Origin of the sequence: Paenibacillus sp. V4I5 (assembly GCF_030817255.1) — a bacterium.
Lineage (GTDB): Bacteria > Bacillota > Bacilli > Paenibacillales > NBRC-103111 > Paenibacillus_E.
Window position 1 is genome coordinate 3,877,769 of sequence record NZ_JAUSZB010000002.1, and the last position, 18,095, is coordinate 3,895,863.

Genomic DNA, 18,095 nt, shown 5'->3' on the forward strand with positions numbered 1-18,095 from the left:
CCATACAAAAAGGCAACAAGCGAATAAGTATTCCTTGTTGCCGTAGATTTAAGTTTATTTGCCGCCTCGTTGCTGGATTACATGCGTTAATTCATGCCCCAGGAGTTCTTGACCTTGATGACTTTCTGGGTTATATCTGCCTTCACGGAAAAAGATATCATTTCCTGTTGCGAATGCTTCCGCTCCCAACGCCGCATTAAGCTTGGAAGACTCCGCATTATTATGAATATTAACGTTGCTAAAATCAGCTTTGAAAGCCGATTCCATCTTCGCTTGAATGCTATCATCCATCTTACTTCCGCTGCCTTGCTGCGATTTGATCTTGGATTCGATAGAAGCCCCTGCATCAAAGCTTCCGTCCGCCGACGGCTTCATCTGCAGTTCCTCTTCTTCCTCCATACGCTGAATCGAGTCTGCCTCTGGCTTCATCTGAAGCTCCTCTTCTTCCTCCATACGCTGGATCGAGTCTGCTGCTGGCTTCATTTGTAGCTCTTCCTCTTCTTCCATACGCTGGATCGTTTCGGTTGCTGGCTTCATTTGCAGCTCTTCCTCTTCCTCCATACGCTGGATCGTCTCCGCTGGCTTCATCTGAAGTTCTTCGTCTTCCGAACCTGCACCTTCACTCTCCGTACGCTGAACGTCAGTCTTAGATGCCCCGCCACTTTCCGATGCTGCGATATGATCAGCTACTTCTTTACCGACTTGATCGGCCTCTTGTTCATAAGAATCACCCACGGGTCCAACAGTAAGCTTCGTCTGAACAGTCAGCATGCTGCCAACAGCTTTGTTGCCAATCGTGCGCTGAATATTCATCAGATCTGCTCCCGCAGACTGTCCTTGCGTACTGCTTTTGGTACGTTGATTCGTTTGCAAAGAAGTATCTGGTTGCCTGTTTAGTCGTGACTGTTGCATTGGCATGAACCCCCTATTGTGGTATTTCCCAGTCTTATTTCCCATCCGCTGATGGCTTGCATCCCCTAATTATCCGTGTCTGAACGCATAAAGTCGTATAAATTCACTATATCACAACTATATGGCTTTGAGATTACATTTTGGTTGTATTTCTGTCTATAACGAGCACAGCAATATCATCAGACTGGACAGCGCCATTCGTGAAGAAATCTACGTCCTCAACCATCCGCTCAAGCAAGCTCGTTTGATTACTTGCTTGCTCCTTCTTCAATAGTTCACTTAGTCGGGAGAAGCCATATTGCTCCTGCAGCAGATCCTCCGCCTCTGTAATCCCATCGGTATACAGTATAATTCGTTCACCAAGACCTAATGTCATTTCATTATCCATATAAAGCATATCATCCATAACGCCAAGCGGAAGCCCTTTCTTCCCTTTCAACTGCTCCACGTTTCCGCTTCCCCGCATGATGTAAGGGGGACAATGCCCACCATCGCTATAAATTAACTGCCCTGATCGAACATCTAGTAAACCGCAGAAAATCGTTGCAAACATCGTTGAGTCATCCTTATAAAGCTCTTGATTGACTGCCGTCAACAGCTCTCCAGGAGTCATCTCTGAGGTCATCTTCCCTTTCAACAACGTCATGGTTACCGCCATGAACAAAGCAGCCGGTATTCCCTTGTCAGATACATCGCCAAGCACGAAGAACAAGCGATCCGCCCCGATACAGAAGTAGTCGTAGAAGTCCCCGCCGACTTCACGAGCAGGACGAATAATGGCCTGTGTCTCCACGACGGCTACGTCACTACTTTCAAGACCTCCCGCTTCAGATGAGCTGCTCATATCACCCTCAACGCCGCCACTGCTTAAACACAAACTCCCGTGAGGCAGGAAGCCCATCTGGATGTCTGTAGCAATGCGCAGCTCGCTCTCCATCCGTTCCTTAGCAGCCGTCGTCATTTTCAATGCATGAATCGACTTCTCCAGCGCGTCATACAACATGGCATTTTCCAAAGAAACAGCTGTTGGCGAAGCGATGGACTCGAGAAGCTGCAAATCGCGATCCGTGAAATGAGCGTCATCTCGTTTGTTGAGCACCTGCAGCACACCGATAATTTTCCCTTTGCTAACAAGAGGGACACAGAGCATACTGCGTGTCGGGTAATCGACCCGTTTGGCCACCTTTGACGACCAGCGTTCATCCTTCGCAGCATCGTCGATTTTGACCGATTTGCCGGTTTGGGCGACCCAGCCTGCAATGCCTTCACCTATTTTGAGGCGAATTTCACGAACTTCATCGCCTTTTTCACCAAGCGCGAGGTCAAAGAACAGCTCCCCTTTTTCCTCATCGACCAAAATAACCGATGAAGCCTCGGCATTCATAATCCGGGAAGAGGTTTCCATGATTTTCACAAGCAAATCCTGCTTGCGGATCGTCGAATTCACTTCCAGGCTCACATCGAATAGTTGCATTGTCCGTTGAAGCTCCAACTCTGCAAATCTTCGTTTCCGCTCACTCAGCTTCCACAAAATGATAACCATAAGACAAACGATGAGAAGCACACCAACAACGATATTCATTTAGCGCGCCTCCCCTTCCAACTAAGAAATCGCATGGATGGCATCCGCTTCTGTCTCATAAATCGAGAAAATACGGCTAAATCCCGACATGTCGAAAACATCCTTCACATGCTCATTCATTCGTGCCAGCGCCAGCTTGCCTTGAATTACCTTAATCATTTTGGCTGCTGAAAGTAAGCTTCTGAGCCCTGCACTGCTGACATAGTCAAGACCTTGAAGATCAAACACGAACTTGCCCTTCCCCTGCTCGACTAGTTTGGCAAAAGCCGATTCCAAGCTCGCGGATGTATTCGCATCCAGTCGGCCGTTTAAGCTCAGCAGCGTGATTTCACCTTGCATTTGCTCGGTTATTATCATGATATTCCCTCCTCCTTGATTCGCCATTTTTTCATCATTAGAACATTTTCCTCGTTCAAGCGTTCATACACAATATCATCCATAACCTGCTTCACAAAGTAGATACCGAGACCGCCAATCCCTCGATCATCCAAGCTCTGATCCACAGTCGGACTTGACTTCAACAGAGGGTTGAATGGCACTCCGCGGTCTGTCATTCGAAGCTCCCAACCACCAGGGACACGCCCCACATCAATTCGGATCGTATGCATACGGGTTTCACCAGGCGGATAGCCATAGAGAATGATGTTCGTCACAAGCTCGTCGCAGACTAAATTCACTTGGTATAGCGTATGGTCATCCATGCCCATCGTCTCCGACAAGTCTCGTAAGAATACACCTAGCCGTTCCAGTTCCTTCAGATCATTGCTCAAAACGATAGACTCCAATGACACGACATTCACCCTCTCAGACGCTGATTACTGAAGCCACTAGCCGACCAACTGCTTTAAGCCATTTTCAAAAGCATATTTTCGAGCAGCCGCACTCTGGCACTAGAAGCATGAAGCAGCCCAATCCCGATCTCTGGATATAATCTCACTAACCGAGACAAGCTTTCCCCTTGCAAAGTGAGCACACGCACCTCATCGAAAATCACTTGCGCTGTAATCGAGGAAGGCGATCCGTCTAATGCCGTCGTTTCGCCGAACGCTTGCTTCGGTCCTAGTACACCAATCGTTACAGTCTCCCCAATACCTGTCTCATTGCTCAGTTCAACATTGCCTTCAATAATGAGATACATGGCTGCATTCCGCTCACCACGGCGCAATAAATAAGTAAGATCCTCATGTACTTCTTCCGTTGCAATCCCTGCAATTAAACCTAGTTCATCCACGGACAGGTCCGCGAATAGGGAGACCTGCTTCAAGAAAATAACTTTATCCAGCATCGTTAAAAACTTACGATCTTCCTTCATATCGGCACGCTCCAGTGAACTTAGTGCATAAACAGCAATATCTCGAAGCCAATCATCCGACCAAAACTTAGCTTCTTGCAAAATGAGAAGCGGCTCCGTTCTTGCTACACTGCTTCTCACAGTCTCTTTCTTTAATAATTCCAACAGTGCCAGGGCCAATCTGCGATCGCCGAGTCCCTCAGCAAGAACTTCCAAAGCGTTATCACGAACCTCATCACTCTCGTCCTGAGTCGCTTCGCGGAGTGTCGTCACCACACGTTCATCTACGAACTTGGCCATTACAGCCCACGCACCGCCTACCAGCGCATTATGAAGCTCCCCGCAGCGCTGATTAGCAAGCTCAGCAAGCCCCTGCATCCCCAGCTCTTGAAGAGCAGCCGGTAGAGCGCGTTCCTGCGTGGAAGCAAGCATTCGACTAACGCAGCGGTCAACTAACTCTGAACGTAATTTACTTTCATCCAGCAGCTCAGCAAGCGCTGTAACCGCCGAATTCCATATAAACGGATTCACATGATTCACGCCGTTCAGCAATGCTGGCAGGGCCTTAGCCCCCATATCTACGAAAGCCTCGAGAATGGCCTTGCGCAGCTCTTGATCTGCGAGTGGCACCATCGACAAGAGGCGGGGAATTGCATCCACCTGCTGAAGCTTACCCATACAGTGCGCAGCCGCAACTTTGACAGCAGGACGATGATCGTCGAGCAGCGATAACACCCATGCTGAATAGGAATCAAGCTTCAGATCAGCGACGGTATGACAGCCATAAACGGCCCATTCACCACCGTTATCGAGCATTTTAATAATCGCCTCGTCACAGGCTTGATAGCTTTCTTCACTTTCCAGCGCATAAAGTGCCTTAACGCCTTCGTGTACAACCTTCGGATGGTTATCTAGCAGCTTAACACGAATGAAGAAATGCGATTGGCTTTTGAGATGCGTTGCCTTTGAAATCAACTTCACACTCTCAGCACGTACCTCAGGGTCCTCGTCCTCCAAGAATGAAGCCACCTGCACGAGATCCTGGATCGTTGCCCCTTGCAAATTCATCGCCCGCAGCACAGCAATGCGGATTCTTGAGCTTTCTTCACCAATCATTCCGATCAACTGCGGCAGGAAAGCGGAATCTTTCGCTTTACCAATCACTTCGAGCGCCAACTCTCGCACATAATCATTCGGATGCTTCAGATAGCCGAGCATGGAGGCCAAAGCTTTGGAGCTGCGAATGCCCCCGATAAAGGAGCCAGCAATATCCGATAGATCCGCATGCAAGGACTGCACACTTTTGACCAACTCACGTATGTACAGATTCCTTCCGTACCAAGCCACAACGACGAGAATAGCCGCTGCAACTACACCTACCCAGGCAAGAGGGGACAGCTGAATGAGACCAAACGAATGCAGTAAGGATAGCAGCGAACCGATTAAGATCCCGCCCGAAGCAGCCACACCCTGAGCAAAATAACGATAGCCGTCGCGTTTTCCGATAGGCATCATTTTAAAAAAGAGCTGATAGCACGGCTCCGCAATGTAATACAGCAGAATATAAAAAATGGCATAAGAGCCGGATACCATCACGAGCCCCAGCGATTGATTTAAAAACAAAGCAGTAAGTCCAAAGCCGCCAAGAAAGATAACCGTAATCGCCAGCAGCATATTGCTCGCGCCCAGCCAGTTCATTAAGCGGGTAGACACGGTTTGTAGAAGCAAGCAGATCGTGAACTGAATAGCGGTAATTAATCCATAAAATGAGGTTAGATCGCCTTCCTTGGGGAACTTGCTCTCAGCAACCGTGAAGTACTGATACTCGATCATAAAATAAACCGCAGGCATAAGTGTCATCAAAGCAATGGCGCAAAGCAGGAACGGGCTGCGCAGCATCTGTTTCGCATAATAGCCAGCAGGCTGCTGTGCCTCTCCACCCGCTCCAGAAGTTCCAAGGTCCTTCAATCGTTTGTCTTCTTTCAAAGTCAAGGGCACCAAATACCGTGCCAACGCTTTGCGGAAAAAGATGAAGCCGAACACCATCAACACTGGAGCAAGCGCATACACCGCTTCGGTACCTAGCAGTTTACCAATTTGGTGGGCGATCAAGCCTGCCGTAATACCGCCGGTCGTCGTCGAAGCGATGAACACCGGCATTAACCTTTTGGCCTGCTGAGTAGGACATAGATCAAAGGCCGTACTCCAAAGCAGCAGCGTCAACTGCCTCACGACAAAGTTGGAAGACAAGAACAGAATCGGGTAGTAATACCTGAAATCAATGCCGCCAAGCTTAAATCCAAGCAGCACCGCACCATTGAGGAGCAGCAATCCCATCATGATTAGGTAGAGCGTAGTCATCATTTTGGCCTTGGGCAGACGATTCGCCAGCTTCGCTAAGAGCCAGCCCTCTAGAGGCATGATTGCCGCTTCTACGATATAGATATAAGGTAAATACTGCACACCGAATCTTTGGTTAAAAAGCGCCATGAACGCGGTATAGTTCAAGGATTCAGCAATCCCGCTAAAATAAAAGATCGGTAGCATCATCCATAGCTTCCGAATATCTTCTGTGCGCAGTCCCATCCATCTAGTTAAGCTTCCTTGCATATCATCAGGTCCAATCTATTATTTCATTTGTTGTTTAACAGTGGTTTGTAAAAAGCCAGCCTGGCTTCACCTTCATAATAGTAGTTCGGATAAGTGCCGATTAATTCAAAACCATTCGCTGTAAACATTTTTTGGATGGGTTGATACTCTGGCAAATCACAGGTATAGGTAAGTATATATCGTCCCTCCGCTGACCTAGCGAACGTCTCTAACGCTTGGAATAATATCTTCGCAAAGCCATGTCTGCGGTACTCGCGGTGTACAGCTAAGTAATCCCACAGAAATCCTCCGGATTGATGTTCATTTTCCTTGCAGCTGGTAACCGCAATAATCTCACCTGATTCGTTCTCAATAAACCAATGACGATGATTGCGCTGCGTTAAGCTTAGCAGGGGAGCATTGCGGAAATGATCAAGCTCTCCCGGTGTATGCCGCTGGTCATCAAAAGAATCCGAAGACAAATAGAAATCTGTAATTCGCAATGCGTCCTTTTCCATTACTAATTCTTGTACATGCATGCCAAGATCGCCTCTTTCACATTAAGAAACAGATAATGTACCATTCCACTCTGCTGTTGTACCGTTTTGGAAGTATTCATCACAAATATAGAAATACAGCTGTGCTGCTTTATCTTGGCGATTTTGCTTAATAACCATTAAGAACGCTTCACGAGCATCATAGAAACGGCCTACCTGGTAATACGTTACGGCTTGCTCGAACAAAGCTTTGGTTTTATCCTTCAGAGCTCGAATCGTATCCGGATCACCCTGGTACACATCGAACAGATGAAGCGGCTCTTTCACCCCTTCAACCTGAATCAATCCCAAATTGCGATAGTGGAAGCCGGCAGGCTGCTCCAACGATTGAACCACATAATCGGTAATGAGAATCGATGCCCCTAGCGGTTCCGTCATTTTCTCCAGCATGGTTGCCAAATTAACCCCGTCGGAAATCACATTGCCTTCCAAACGCTGCTCCTCACCAATGATCCCTAGTCGAAGCGGTCCTTTATGCAAACCAATGCCGAAATCAACAGGCTTATAACCAACTTTGGCTCGATGAGAATTGTAGATGTCCAGTTCTTTACGCATCTCAATAGAGGCTCGCAGCGCTTCATCTGCTTGATTCGGGAATAACGCCATGAAGCCCGCTCCTAAGTACTTATTCATGAGACCTTGATGATTGCGCACATAAGGTCCGAATCTTTTAAGAAATGAGTTCACAAAGTTGAAGTTCTCTTCCGGCGAAAGCCTTTTGGACAGTTGATAAAAGCCTCGGATATTGAAAATTAAGATGGACATATTTTGCTCCACCTGATCGCCAAGCTCGACATCCAGTATGCTTTCTTTGTTCAAAAAACGCAGAAATTGCTGCGGCACGAAGCGGTAGTAGGATTGGCTGAAGTTTTCTACTTTGGTGATATAATCCCGAATGCGAGCAGCCATCGTATTGACACTGTCGCCTAGGTCTGACACTTCGTCCCTTGTGTTTATCGTAACAACCGCATCCCAGTTGCCCTTGGCAATCTCCCCAACGCTATTGCGAAGCTTACGAATCGAAGAGAGCAGCACATAAGTCATCAGAAAGAGAACGAGCAGTAAGCCTATCGAAATAAAAGCAATGTTGCGAATGATCGATTGGAGTACCGTTTGGCGATGCTTGAGGATGCCGTCCAAGTTTTTACTTGTTTCGAAAACACCGACAATTTTACCCGCTGAGTTAAAAATAGGGGCAATCGCATATCTCCACTCACCGGAGAAATCCTGCCATTGGCCTTTGGCTGGCTTCCCTTGAAGCACGACCTGCTGATTCTCGGGTGTTTGTAGAAAAGGATTGAACATATGCATCCCGTCATCATCTTCCAAAATACGATAAATGACGCCGTTCTCGTATTTATAAACCGCTTTGTAAAAGCCTTGATTATCATCTTGCTCATTATTGTCAAAGACAGATTGAATCTTTTTACGGAACGATTGATAAATAGTCCCATTGTAATCCAGAGGTGAAGTAAGACTCTCTAGCTTATCGCCATCAATCAGGTTTTGACCGTTTTTAGCCAGTAAGAGAAGCTCACTGAAGGTTTCTTCTTCCATTTTCTTCGAGAAGCTAGTGTAAATGACAGTAGAGAGAAGAATCATCGAAACCGCAATAACCGGTACTAAAATAAAAATTTGTTTCATCATGAGAGGGAGACGACGCTGCAGCAAGTTAAAGAAAACGATTTTGATTGCAAACAGCAGAAGTAGAATTCCTGCTATAGCGATAGACCAAAGAATAATGGCCTTTGTTTTCGTGGATTCGCTATACAACGCCTCTACGAGGGAGGGGGTAATGGTTCCATCCGAAAGACGGCGATTAATTTGAGCTGATTCTACAATAATGAGGCTGCCATCTTGAGCGATACTGCTATTCGTTGCATCGAAGGCAAGCTCCACGCCGCTAGCTTTGGCTTTATCCTCATTCACAAGACCTTCGATGATGTAGGGCTGCTTGGGATCAAGTCTGGAGATTGATTTGCTGTTGAAATCGATAAAAATCAGCCGTCCTTGATTATCCAGATGCATGCTCTCTGGAAAATTACGTCTTGTTCGATCAAGACCCGGAAGCGGATAAACCAACTCGGAGCGTCCATCAGTAAAAGCACGATAAATTTCTCCGCTGCGTGTTGAATAGTAAATCTCTCCAGGCTTATAACCATCTGCCTCGGACACATATTTATTCTCCGGAAGCTTAATCGTGTAAATGGACTTGGGCTCTGAGGATGAAGCTTCTCCTACAGGGGCCTGATATAAGGTTAATTGCTGAACCTCGTCGTTGAAAAAGTACACCATACCTTCACGAACCTGGATATTTCGTAAGGATCCAAGTCTGTATCGTTTCGTTTGTGAATCATATTCTTCTGTAAACAAGCTGCGATCAAACTGTCCGTTAGGCTTATAACGAACAATCTGCTCGGATTTGACCGCAATGCCGTAAGGATCAAGCAGTGTACGAATGGTATAGAGGTAGCCTTGGTCATCGACAGCCATATCATTAAAGCGATACACTTCCCCGTTCTTCCCCGTCTCACTTGTGATGGAGAATTGTAGAACACCTTGGCTGTTCAGCTTGTGAATGGTTTTTTTGGCATTATCGATCACGAACAAATTGTTTTGATGATCAGAGACAGCCTTCGATAAACCATCAAAGGGCATGCTTTTGTTAAAGGGCCATAGCGTGAAGCTATCCCGGTTTAGACTAAGATAAGTACCGGCAGCACCCAGAAGCAGCAGTACGAGCAGCAATGCCGCAATTGATTTCTTCATCGCTCTTTAATCTCCTCTTAATTAGAAATCTGAATGATTTGAGTTGGTGCATGCCAGTCGACCTGAAGTCCTAGGGACTCGGAAATGAACCTTAGTGGAACATAGGTCCTTCCTGCGAGCAGCAAAGAAGGTCCATCGATTTCGGCGGGCTCACCATCTATGTAAGCCGTAGTACTATTAATACGGCTAGTGATGGTCGCATATTCCGTGCTTACCGTTACGGTAAGGCTTTCTTGGTCCCAATCAACGGCCGCACCGAACGATTCGGATACGGATCTTATAGGTAAATAGGCCTGCCCGTTTATTATAACAGGCGGAACGTCGAATTTGATGAAAATATTGGGAGAAAGTACGTTTTCTGCCGAAATGGGTTGAATCGTGACAGGAACTAGGCTGGAATCTGGGTCAGAGTCGGATCCAGACGGCACAGAACCAACTGAACCGTCAGAACCAGAGCTTGTGTCTACCTCTGTGATGTCAGCCAAGGTGGTTGAGATTTCAGCCAGAGCTTGCAGCTCCTCTGGCGTGTATTTGGCTTTCTCTTGCTGCTGGAGCTGCTCCAGCAGCTTGGTTATTTGCTGTTCCAGCTGCTGCTGCACGGCTGAAGCTGGCGGCAGCGCTGCCAGCAGCTCCTGCACAGCGTCAAGCTGCGCGAACAGCGCGTCCTTCTGCAGCGACTGCATCGCTTCGTCGACGGCTTGTAGTGAGCGGGTCAGCGTCGCGACCCGCTCAGGATCCTGCTGCGCTGCGCTAAGCGCAGCTTGGAGCTTCAGCTTCGCTTCTTTGAGCGAAGCCAAGCCTTCGGATGCGCCAGTTTGCGCATCCGCGAGCTGCGCCTGCGTCGCCAGAAGCGGCTGCAGCTGAGCTGCTGCCGCTTTCGGCTCGCCGGCGGCGAGGGCTTGCTCCAGCTTCTGCTGCTGGAGCTCGGCTTGTTCGGCCAGCTGATCCTCGCTGGCCTCGTTCCCGGCGTCCGGCTCTGCGCCGCCGGGAGTGCCTTCACCGCCCGGTTCGACCGGCGGTGCGGCTTCTTCGGACAGCGCTGCGATCAGCGCATCCGGGTTGTTCACCAGCTCCATCTGCTTGAGAGCTGCCTGGCTGTCGCCTTTCAGCAGCGCTTCCAGCATCCCGAGCTGGGCCTCTGCATCCTTCAGCTGAACGGCTAGATCGGCGATCTCGTTCAGCTTCAAGTCCGTTACGGCCGCTTCTTTGGCCGCTTCCAGCTTCACGATATCTTTCTTCAGCGTATCGATCTGCTGCTGCAGCTGTGCGGGTGTTTCCAAGGAAGCAATAGCTCCCGGCTTCATGATCTCGACGGTAACCTTCAAAGCAGCCTTTGCTTCCTTCGTCAGCACAGCAGAACTGCTTGGATCGGTTAGCGCGCTAGGGTCTAGGGCATTATCCATGCCAATCCAAACCGCCCCAGGTTCCTCCGATTTATAAAAAATCCCTTGCCCCGACTTCGTCATCGTGGCTGCTGCTGCGTTATAGGCTGCTGGGGTTAGCGCGTCTAGCTGTACTTTGTAGGAACCGATGATGACGGTTCCCAGCCCTTTTTCTTCTTCAGCTGAACCTAAGGCATTTTCACCTGTGCCGCCACCAGATTGGCTGCCTGAGTCACCAGCCGTTCCATCATCGGCAGTTGCAGCTACTAATTGCCCTGAATTCCCTTTTCCTTCCAGAGGTAGTTCATCGATCTTTTTCCCTTTTTGATATAGCACAACCTTCAGCTGATCAATTGAACTAAACTTCAGCGATAAATTACGTACAGGCTTATTTATCTTCGTCCGCTTCCCAATAGCACGGCCTTCTTTCGTAAACACCGCGTACTCCGTAGCGCCCAGCTTTTTATTTACGGTGACACTGAAGTCGCTAAGCAGAGGGCCTACTGCAGGCTTCAGCTTCCAGGTTCCTAAGGGAGCCTTTGGCTTTTGGGGCTTAACCGCAGCAAGTCCATCATCAAGGTCACGATAAGGCAAGATACCTTTCTTTAACGTTCTTTCGACCGCTCCTCCGGTATCTATATCCAGCTTACCGAGCGCCATTTTATAACCCATTTGTGCAGATAGAATTTGTTGATCAGCTTGAATGACAGTGTCCTTATAAGCCTGCAGCTCATCCGTTTTCATCAGACTTAACTTCAGTTTCTGGTTCGCTTTATCCAGATTGGCTACCGCATTGTCTTTATCACGCAAAGCCTGCGCATAGCCTTCTTCGGCCCCTTTTGCTTCCAAAAATGACTGCCGCACCGCAGCAATGACTGCATTCCGGCTTTCCTTCTCCTGAAGCAGTGCTTTATTTTGCTCCATAGTCGCGATCGGAAGCGCATCCCTGAGATCGTCCAAATAGCGCAGCCCGTCAAACTCCCCTTGAAGCAGCGATTTAGGAATAGGAATGAATCCAAGCAGCATGAAAAAGCCTTCCCAATCCTTCTTCACTTGTGAAAGTGTCGTTTCATAACTAGCTAGGAACAGCTCCATATCCACATCTTTGGCTTTATACATGCCGTCCATGACCTTCATTCGCGCCGAACCAAACTTAGAGCTGTACAAATCACGCGTCGTATTCAGCTTCTCATCTGCTAACCGCCGATCCTCCGTGTCCTTAAGCAAACTTAGCGTTGACTTTTGAGCCCTTGCGATATAGGCAGGCAGTTGCTTCTGATTCAAATCCGCGTAATCCGGCTCAAACGAAAGCTGAACTTTATTTTCCATTTCTAAATTCAGCAGCTTGCCCAGTGCTAGACGACTAGATTTGGCCGTTAGCTGCGCTTGTTTATATTCAGATAGCGACTTCTCCAGCGCCTTATCTGCCTTCTCTTGTTCAGTACTATCTGCAAGACCGAATTTCCGCTTCTTTTTCACCGTTTCCACTGCTGTCTTAGCTTCTTCCGTTTTCTTCCGTGCATTTTCTTCTGCCACTGCATCTTGATAAGCTGCTAAATAAGCTTTTTGCACATCAAATCGGGCAGTATTCGTCGTCTGCCGCAATGTTTCCTGCGCGATATAAAGCTGCTTGCGTGCTTCAGGCACCTTCAAACGAGTCGATAATTCCTGACCTAAATTGCGAGGTTTGGCAAATAGTCCGGAAGCCTTAGCTTCCTCATTTTTAACCGCATGCTGCGCTTGCTCCAGCTCTATCTTTTTCTTCAAAATATCGGTCTTGGCATCCCGCAATTGCGGACTTATTTTCAAACCCTGATCGATAGCTTCCCGCATGGTTAAAGACTTCACCGTCGCAGCTTCGGCTCCCGAACCCGCTGCCACAATCGACGTGGCTCCTAGCAGCAGCACAAGTCCCAACTTCACTTTTACCCCTATCACTATGAATCCCTCCGCTCAACCATCTCCTCTTATAGTACAATATCTACCCCCACTCCCGCACCCATCTTTTGGAGAAAAATAGTGAAAACGATCGAATATAGTAATAGACTGCTCATATACTTATCTAGTAGTATAAAAGTAATGGAAACAGCGGATTTTTGTAGGGATTACGCAGTCCTAATTGGGTACAGCTCATTTCCCCCATTCAAAGCTACTTTAACGATATAAAACAACCTTAAACGCAGGATGACTGCTAATTTCGTTACTTTAACGCTGAAAACATGCTAAATGTTCATCTCTGGAAGCTCGGCGGCAAGTTTTGCACAAGGAAGGAGAGATTCACATGGGAAACCTCGTTTGCGGCGGAGCGATGCTGCAGTGCTCGTTCGGTGCAGCGCCTGGTACGTTAATGGTGCTTCCGGCGAACATGGTGATGACCGCTATGCCCATTGCCAACATTATGGATAATAAGCCGATGGTGAACATAATGCCGTTTGGGATGTGTAATTCTATGGCGAATCCGATGGTTGCTGCGGCAACGGCGGCTGCACTTGGAGTTCTGACTCCCATGCCCTGCGTACCTGTAACAGCTGCACCCTGGGCTCCTGGGTCACCGACCGTGCTTGTCGCGAACATGCCCGCTCTGAACAATACGTCCAAATGCATGTGCAACTGGGGCGGTGTCATTCAAATACAGCAACCAGGGCAAATGACCATTCAGGTGCCTTAAAATTTTAACTCATTTTAAAAAAAACCATTTAATAATTCCATCTAGGAGTGAGAAGATTTGGAGATCCAGCCGGTCAAAACCCTTGAAAAAGTGCTAAGGCCTGTCGTTGCACCATTCATTGGGCATATCATGAAAGCCATCTTAACAGTCGGAAGGCTGCCCAAACTAGCGATCATTAAGATTCAACAGCTCCTTAGGGTCATGCTGCAGACGCGCGAAACGTCGCTGAAAAACTACGTTTTGATCGGCTCCTATTATATCTCCAAAAGATTGCTTCTTTTCCTCACTTTGTTCCTACTCGTTTTGGTCTTTTTTATTTTCATCCGCCCTCCTGCAATCGTGAATAAGTGGTTGAATCGCGTTCCTGTTCTTCAGAAAGATACCCCTAAACTTACGAGCTTTTCAGGCAATGGCAAAGTCGTGGGTACCCAGAAGGATTCTCTCTATGTGGGGGATCTGGTTGACGGCAAATATGCCGGAAAAGGTAAACTTTTCCACAGCAACGGCAAGCCCGCTTATGAAGGTGATTTTGAAAAGGGGCAAAAATCAGGCAACGGCTCCTTGTACGACGAAAATGGCACCCTGCAATATAAAGGAGCATTTGCCGGAGATGTCTTTAACGGAGCTGGAACCCAATACGATCCCCAGCAGAACGTGCAGTATATCGGCGAATTTCAAAATGGAAAATACGGCGGAGCTGGGAAATTATTCGCGCCAAGCGGAGATCTTTTGTATGAAGGCTTGTTTAACGGCGGCCTATACAATGGGACTGGAAAGCTGTTCTCATCGGGCGGTATCGCCCAATATGAGGGTGAATTTGCAGCCGGTCAATATAACGGGGCTGGTAAGTTTTTTGATGCGAAGGGACTTCTTATTTATGAAGGCGGCTTTAAGAACGGCAGCTATTCCGGAGATGGCACCGAGTTTTATACGAATGGCCTGATCAAATATAAAGGCCAATTCCTCGCTGGCGCGTATGGCGGTGAAGGCACCGCCTTCGATGAGAAGGGCGTGCCGCGCTTCAAAGGCACGTTCCAGAGCGGCGTCCTTAGCGGCGCCGGGGAAGCGTATGACGAGTTAGGTAAACTCGTCTACAAGGGCGATTTCAAGGCCGGCGTCTATGACGGCCTTGGCACGTTGTTTGACGCAGACGGCGCGCCGCTGCTGCGGAGCTTCTTTGCAGGCGGCCAGGCCAGCCTGCAGAGTTTCATCGGTTTGTCCAGCAAGAAAGTCGAAGACTTGCTGGGCAAACCGGACGAGGTGACGCTGCAGGATGCCAGCGTCATGCTCGCGGGCCAGGAGGCACCGCAGGTTGCCTCCGCGGAGACGGCGGCTGCGGGCGACGCCGCCGTGGAACCTCCGGCCGCTGACGCTGGCGCGGCCGATCCGGCATCAGCAGGAGGCGTTAAGCTCCTGCTGAACTATCCGGCCTACCAGCTGTCGCTGCTGGTAGAGCCGTCCAAGGGCAACCCGAAGGAGGCCGTTGTCACCTCCCTCAGCATTTGGGGCTCGAAGCCTTTGGCGCTGCTGCAGCCAGCCATCGAGACCATCAAAAAGCGCGGCGAACTGGGTGATGCCGGCTACATCGTCATGGAACTCGGGGTGGGTGCCGGGGCTGGCACTTACACGAACAGCTATTACAAAGGTGATTTCATCTTCACCTTCACGCATTTCAACAAAACCAAAGAAGCTCACCTGCTTCAGGTCAGCTCTACCAAATAAGAGGGGCTGTTGCCCCTTGTGTGTTTACGGGTTCCTTTTGCAGATGAAGCTGCCTCATGTCCTTCGTATGCTAAACGAGTTCCTTTTGCACACGGAAAGGGTAGTTAGGCGTAAAGCTCAGACCTGACAATAGCGTTCTCCGCCCTTGACGGAACGTCGTTCTGCTATTTGGGTGAAAAAGCTCGAATTCCGGGACAAACGGAACGACGATACGTTATTTCGTTGTTTTGCCTCCAAATCGTGCTTATTCTATTAAATAAGGCACTCACGTTCCGCAATTTTCATTTTTAACACATATTTCACCAAATAGCGGATCGTCGTTCCTCTAATAGGTGGTATTGGCAGCACGCTATTCGCTAATGGAACGAGCATGCTAAAAAACCGTTCGAAGCTATTTGCTCGAACGGTTTTTTCTGTGTATATCTACTTCGCTATAGAAGTTCTCGTTCTCGCCACCCGCATCGACGCAAATGCGTAAACGATCAGTGCCGTCCAGATCAAGGAGAAACTGATGAGAAGCACGGGAGAGAATTTCTCTTTAAATACGAACACACTTAAAAGCAGCGTAATGGAAGGACCAATGTACTGAATGAATCCCAGCATGGAAAGAGGCAGCCGAGCAGCCGCCTTAGCAAACCATAATAGAGGCAAAGCGGTTGCAACACCTGACAATAATAGCAATGCTAAAGAGATAGGCGGTAACGTCCATGCGGAATCATGATGCGCAAAGTGTAAGTAGGCAATATACGCTACTGCTATGGGGAAGACAATGACGGTTTCACCTGCTAACCCGATAGAGGCATCGTAGGAAACTCTCTTTTTCACAAGACTGTACAGACCGAAGGAAAACGCTAGTGAGAGAGAAACCCATGGAAATCTGCCATAATCGATGGTTGCCAGCAAAACGCCGGCACCTGCCAAAGCAACGGCCACCCACTGACTACGGCTTGGTTTTTCACGCAAAAACAGGACCGCCAGCATGATATTAATTAGGGGAGTAATATAATACCCCAGACTCGTCTCGATGACATGGCCGTTATTGACGGCCCAAATGAATATCAGCCAATTGGAGCTGATTAAAATGCTGCTGACTCCGATCTGGAGCAGCATTTTCCCGTTCGTAACCATCTTACGAAATTCAGTCCATCCACTTTTCCCTATCAGTAAGAGAATGGCCATGAAAACAAATGACCAGATGACTCGGTGAGACAATATTTCACCAGCAAGCAAAGAGTTAAAAGATCTCCAATAAATAGGCAGCAAGCCCCATGCGGTATAGGCAAGAATGGCGTACCAAAGCCCTTTTTTCATAGTAAAATCCTCTTTTCAATTCTAGTAACACAATTCTATGAATCTTGCAATTTGTCCCTAGGTCAATTTTCAATTAAATAAATCCCCGATATACGGGGATCAAACTACACGATTGTTTGTGCTATCCTTTAACGAAGACGCAATCCCTTCTACCATGTGATTGCTCAGCCCTCATGCCGATAAAAAAAGTTAGGCAGCTTCACTTCATTTGAATAATGCTGATGGAAAATATGCGTTGTCGCCGGAGATAGCGGCGGGATCAACCACGACCAATCACCCGTGACATCACGACCGACCTTCTGCTCTTTCTCTTCAAAACTCTTAAATTGCCTTGCCGCCATATGATGATCTACAATAGCTACTCCCTGCTGTTGAAACGAATGCAGCACAGCCACATTTAACTCAACAAGCGTCCTATCTTTCCAAAGAGAGGCATCGCGCCGAGTATCCAGACCCATGATAGACGCTACACGCGGCAGCATGTCATATCTCGCTTGGTCTGCAAAGTTTCGCGCCCCGATCTCGGTGCCCATGTACCAACCATTGAATGGCGCAGCGGGGAAATGAATCCCTCCGATTTCAAGGTACATATTCGAGACGATCGGTACGGCATACCATTTGAGATGCAAATCATCGAACGCTGCTATGTCCGGATGTGTAATATCCACTTCCAGGACGAGATCGGTAGGAATATCGAACAGCTTCGGTTTCCGATCTCCCATTTGAACAACAAGCGGCAGCACGTCGTAAGGCGTCCCAGCCCCCTGCCATCCAAGCGATTGGCATAACGCAGTTATTTGAATAGAAGCTGGGTCACCGAGAATCCCATTGTCAGTTTCATAACCCGCGTAACGGACAAGTTGGTCATTATGAATAAAGGCTCCCTGAGCCGAATCATTCGTAGGTGGGAAAATCGTAATCACTGGACGGATTTTGCCGCCATTGGTCGCCGTTTCTATATGACGAAAGAGTGCCTCAGCCATCTGTTCTTCGGTTTCTATATAACGAGCATCGTGTACCGTCAGTGTTTCCCAGAACAATCGCCCGATACAACGGTTGCTGTTGCGCCATGCCATTTTGGCCCCATGCTCAAGCTCTTGAAGGGTATGTTCGTAGTAACCTTTATACCTAATGGCTTCGGTAATTTCAGTAAGACGAGCATCGATTTCGCCCGAGCCTTGGCCTAGTTCACTATAACATTCCTTGATAAAAGGTATTGCTTTCTCTAGCAATTGATCCTGCACTTTCATAGGTGCTGCTCCAATCCGATAAAGGGGAGCCCTACAAGCATTTGACACCTGCACAGCTCTCC

12 protein-coding genes are annotated in these 18,095 nt (G+C 48.2%); 2 read left to right on the forward strand and 10 right to left on the reverse strand.

Going from position 1 to position 18,095, the window contains the following annotated elements:
* Nucleotides 1–54: 54 nt before the first annotated feature.
* The 8 genes from QFZ78_RS19530 to QFZ78_RS19565 form a co-directional block, all read right to left on the reverse strand.
* On the reverse strand, nt 55–912 hold the full coding sequence (locus tag QFZ78_RS19530) for an eCIS core domain-containing protein (RefSeq protein WP_307550076.1): 858 nt from the start codon (nt 910–912) through the stop codon (nt 55–57).
* A gap of 133 nt (nt 913–1,045) precedes the next feature.
* Entirely contained in the window at nt 1,046–2,494 is a 1,449-nt protein-coding gene (locus QFZ78_RS19535; protein WP_307550078.1) for a PP2C family protein-serine/threonine phosphatase, read from the reverse strand.
* Between the two features lie 21 nt (nt 2,495–2,515).
* Nucleotides 2,516–2,851, reverse strand: a complete 336-nt coding sequence (locus tag QFZ78_RS19540; protein WP_307550079.1) for an STAS domain-containing protein — start codon at nt 2,849–2,851, stop codon at nt 2,516–2,518.
* Nucleotides 2,848–3,264, reverse strand: a complete 417-nt coding sequence (locus tag QFZ78_RS19545; protein WP_307550081.1) for an ATP-binding protein — start codon at nt 3,262–3,264, stop codon at nt 2,848–2,850. Before QFZ78_RS19545 ends, QFZ78_RS19540 begins: the two co-directional genes overlap by 4 nt.
* Nucleotides 3,265–3,338: 74 nt before the next feature.
* Nucleotides 3,339–6,371, reverse strand: a complete 3,033-nt coding sequence (locus QFZ78_RS19550; RefSeq protein WP_307550083.1) for a cyclic nucleotide-binding domain-containing protein — start codon at nt 6,369–6,371, stop codon at nt 3,339–3,341.
* A 47-nt stretch (nt 6,372–6,418) separates the two neighbouring features.
* The gene (locus QFZ78_RS19555) at nt 6,419–6,913 is read right to left on the reverse strand and encodes a GNAT family N-acetyltransferase (RefSeq protein WP_307550084.1); all 495 of its coding nucleotides are present in this window, start codon (nt 6,911–6,913) and stop codon (nt 6,419–6,421) included.
* Nucleotides 6,914–6,934: 21 nt separating this feature from the next.
* Nucleotides 6,935–9,700 carry an adenylate/guanylate cyclase domain-containing protein gene (locus QFZ78_RS19560; RefSeq protein ID WP_307550086.1) on the reverse strand — a complete coding sequence of 922 codons (2,766 nt, stop codon included), beginning with the start codon at nt 9,698–9,700 and terminating at the stop codon, nt 6,935–6,937.
* 17 nt (nt 9,701–9,717) lie between these two features.
* Entirely contained in the window at nt 9,718–13,020 is a 3,303-nt protein-coding gene (locus tag QFZ78_RS19565) for a stalk domain-containing protein (RefSeq protein WP_307550089.1), read from the reverse strand.
* A gap of 343 nt (nt 13,021–13,363) precedes the next feature.
* Here QFZ78_RS19565 and QFZ78_RS19570 point away from each other — a divergent pair, with 343 nt between their 5' ends.
* Nucleotides 13,364–13,750: a DUF4280 domain-containing protein gene (locus tag QFZ78_RS19570; RefSeq protein ID WP_060645930.1), complete on the forward strand. Its 387-nt coding sequence runs from the start codon at nt 13,364–13,366 to the stop codon at nt 13,748–13,750.
* Nucleotides 13,751–13,807: 57 nt separating this feature from the next.
* Nucleotides 13,808–15,472, forward strand: coding sequence for an MORN repeat-containing protein (locus QFZ78_RS19575; RefSeq protein ID WP_307550091.1), 1,665 nt, complete (start codon nt 13,808–13,810; stop codon nt 15,470–15,472).
* A gap of 423 nt (nt 15,473–15,895) precedes the next feature.
* On the opposite strand, the gene rarD is transcribed toward QFZ78_RS19575, so the two are convergent.
* Both rarD and QFZ78_RS19585 read right to left on the reverse strand, forming a co-directional pair.
* Complete coding sequence (rarD, locus tag QFZ78_RS19580) at nt 15,896–16,783, reverse strand: EamA family transporter RarD (protein ID WP_307550092.1); 888 nt, start codon at nt 16,781–16,783, stop codon at nt 15,896–15,898.
* A 164-nt stretch (nt 16,784–16,947) separates the two neighbouring features.
* A complete protein-coding gene (locus tag QFZ78_RS19585) occupies nt 16,948–18,033 on the reverse strand; it encodes a nitric oxide synthase oxygenase (RefSeq protein ID WP_307550093.1) in 1,086 nt (361 codons plus the stop codon).
* Between the last annotated feature and the right edge of the window lie 62 nt (nt 18,034–18,095).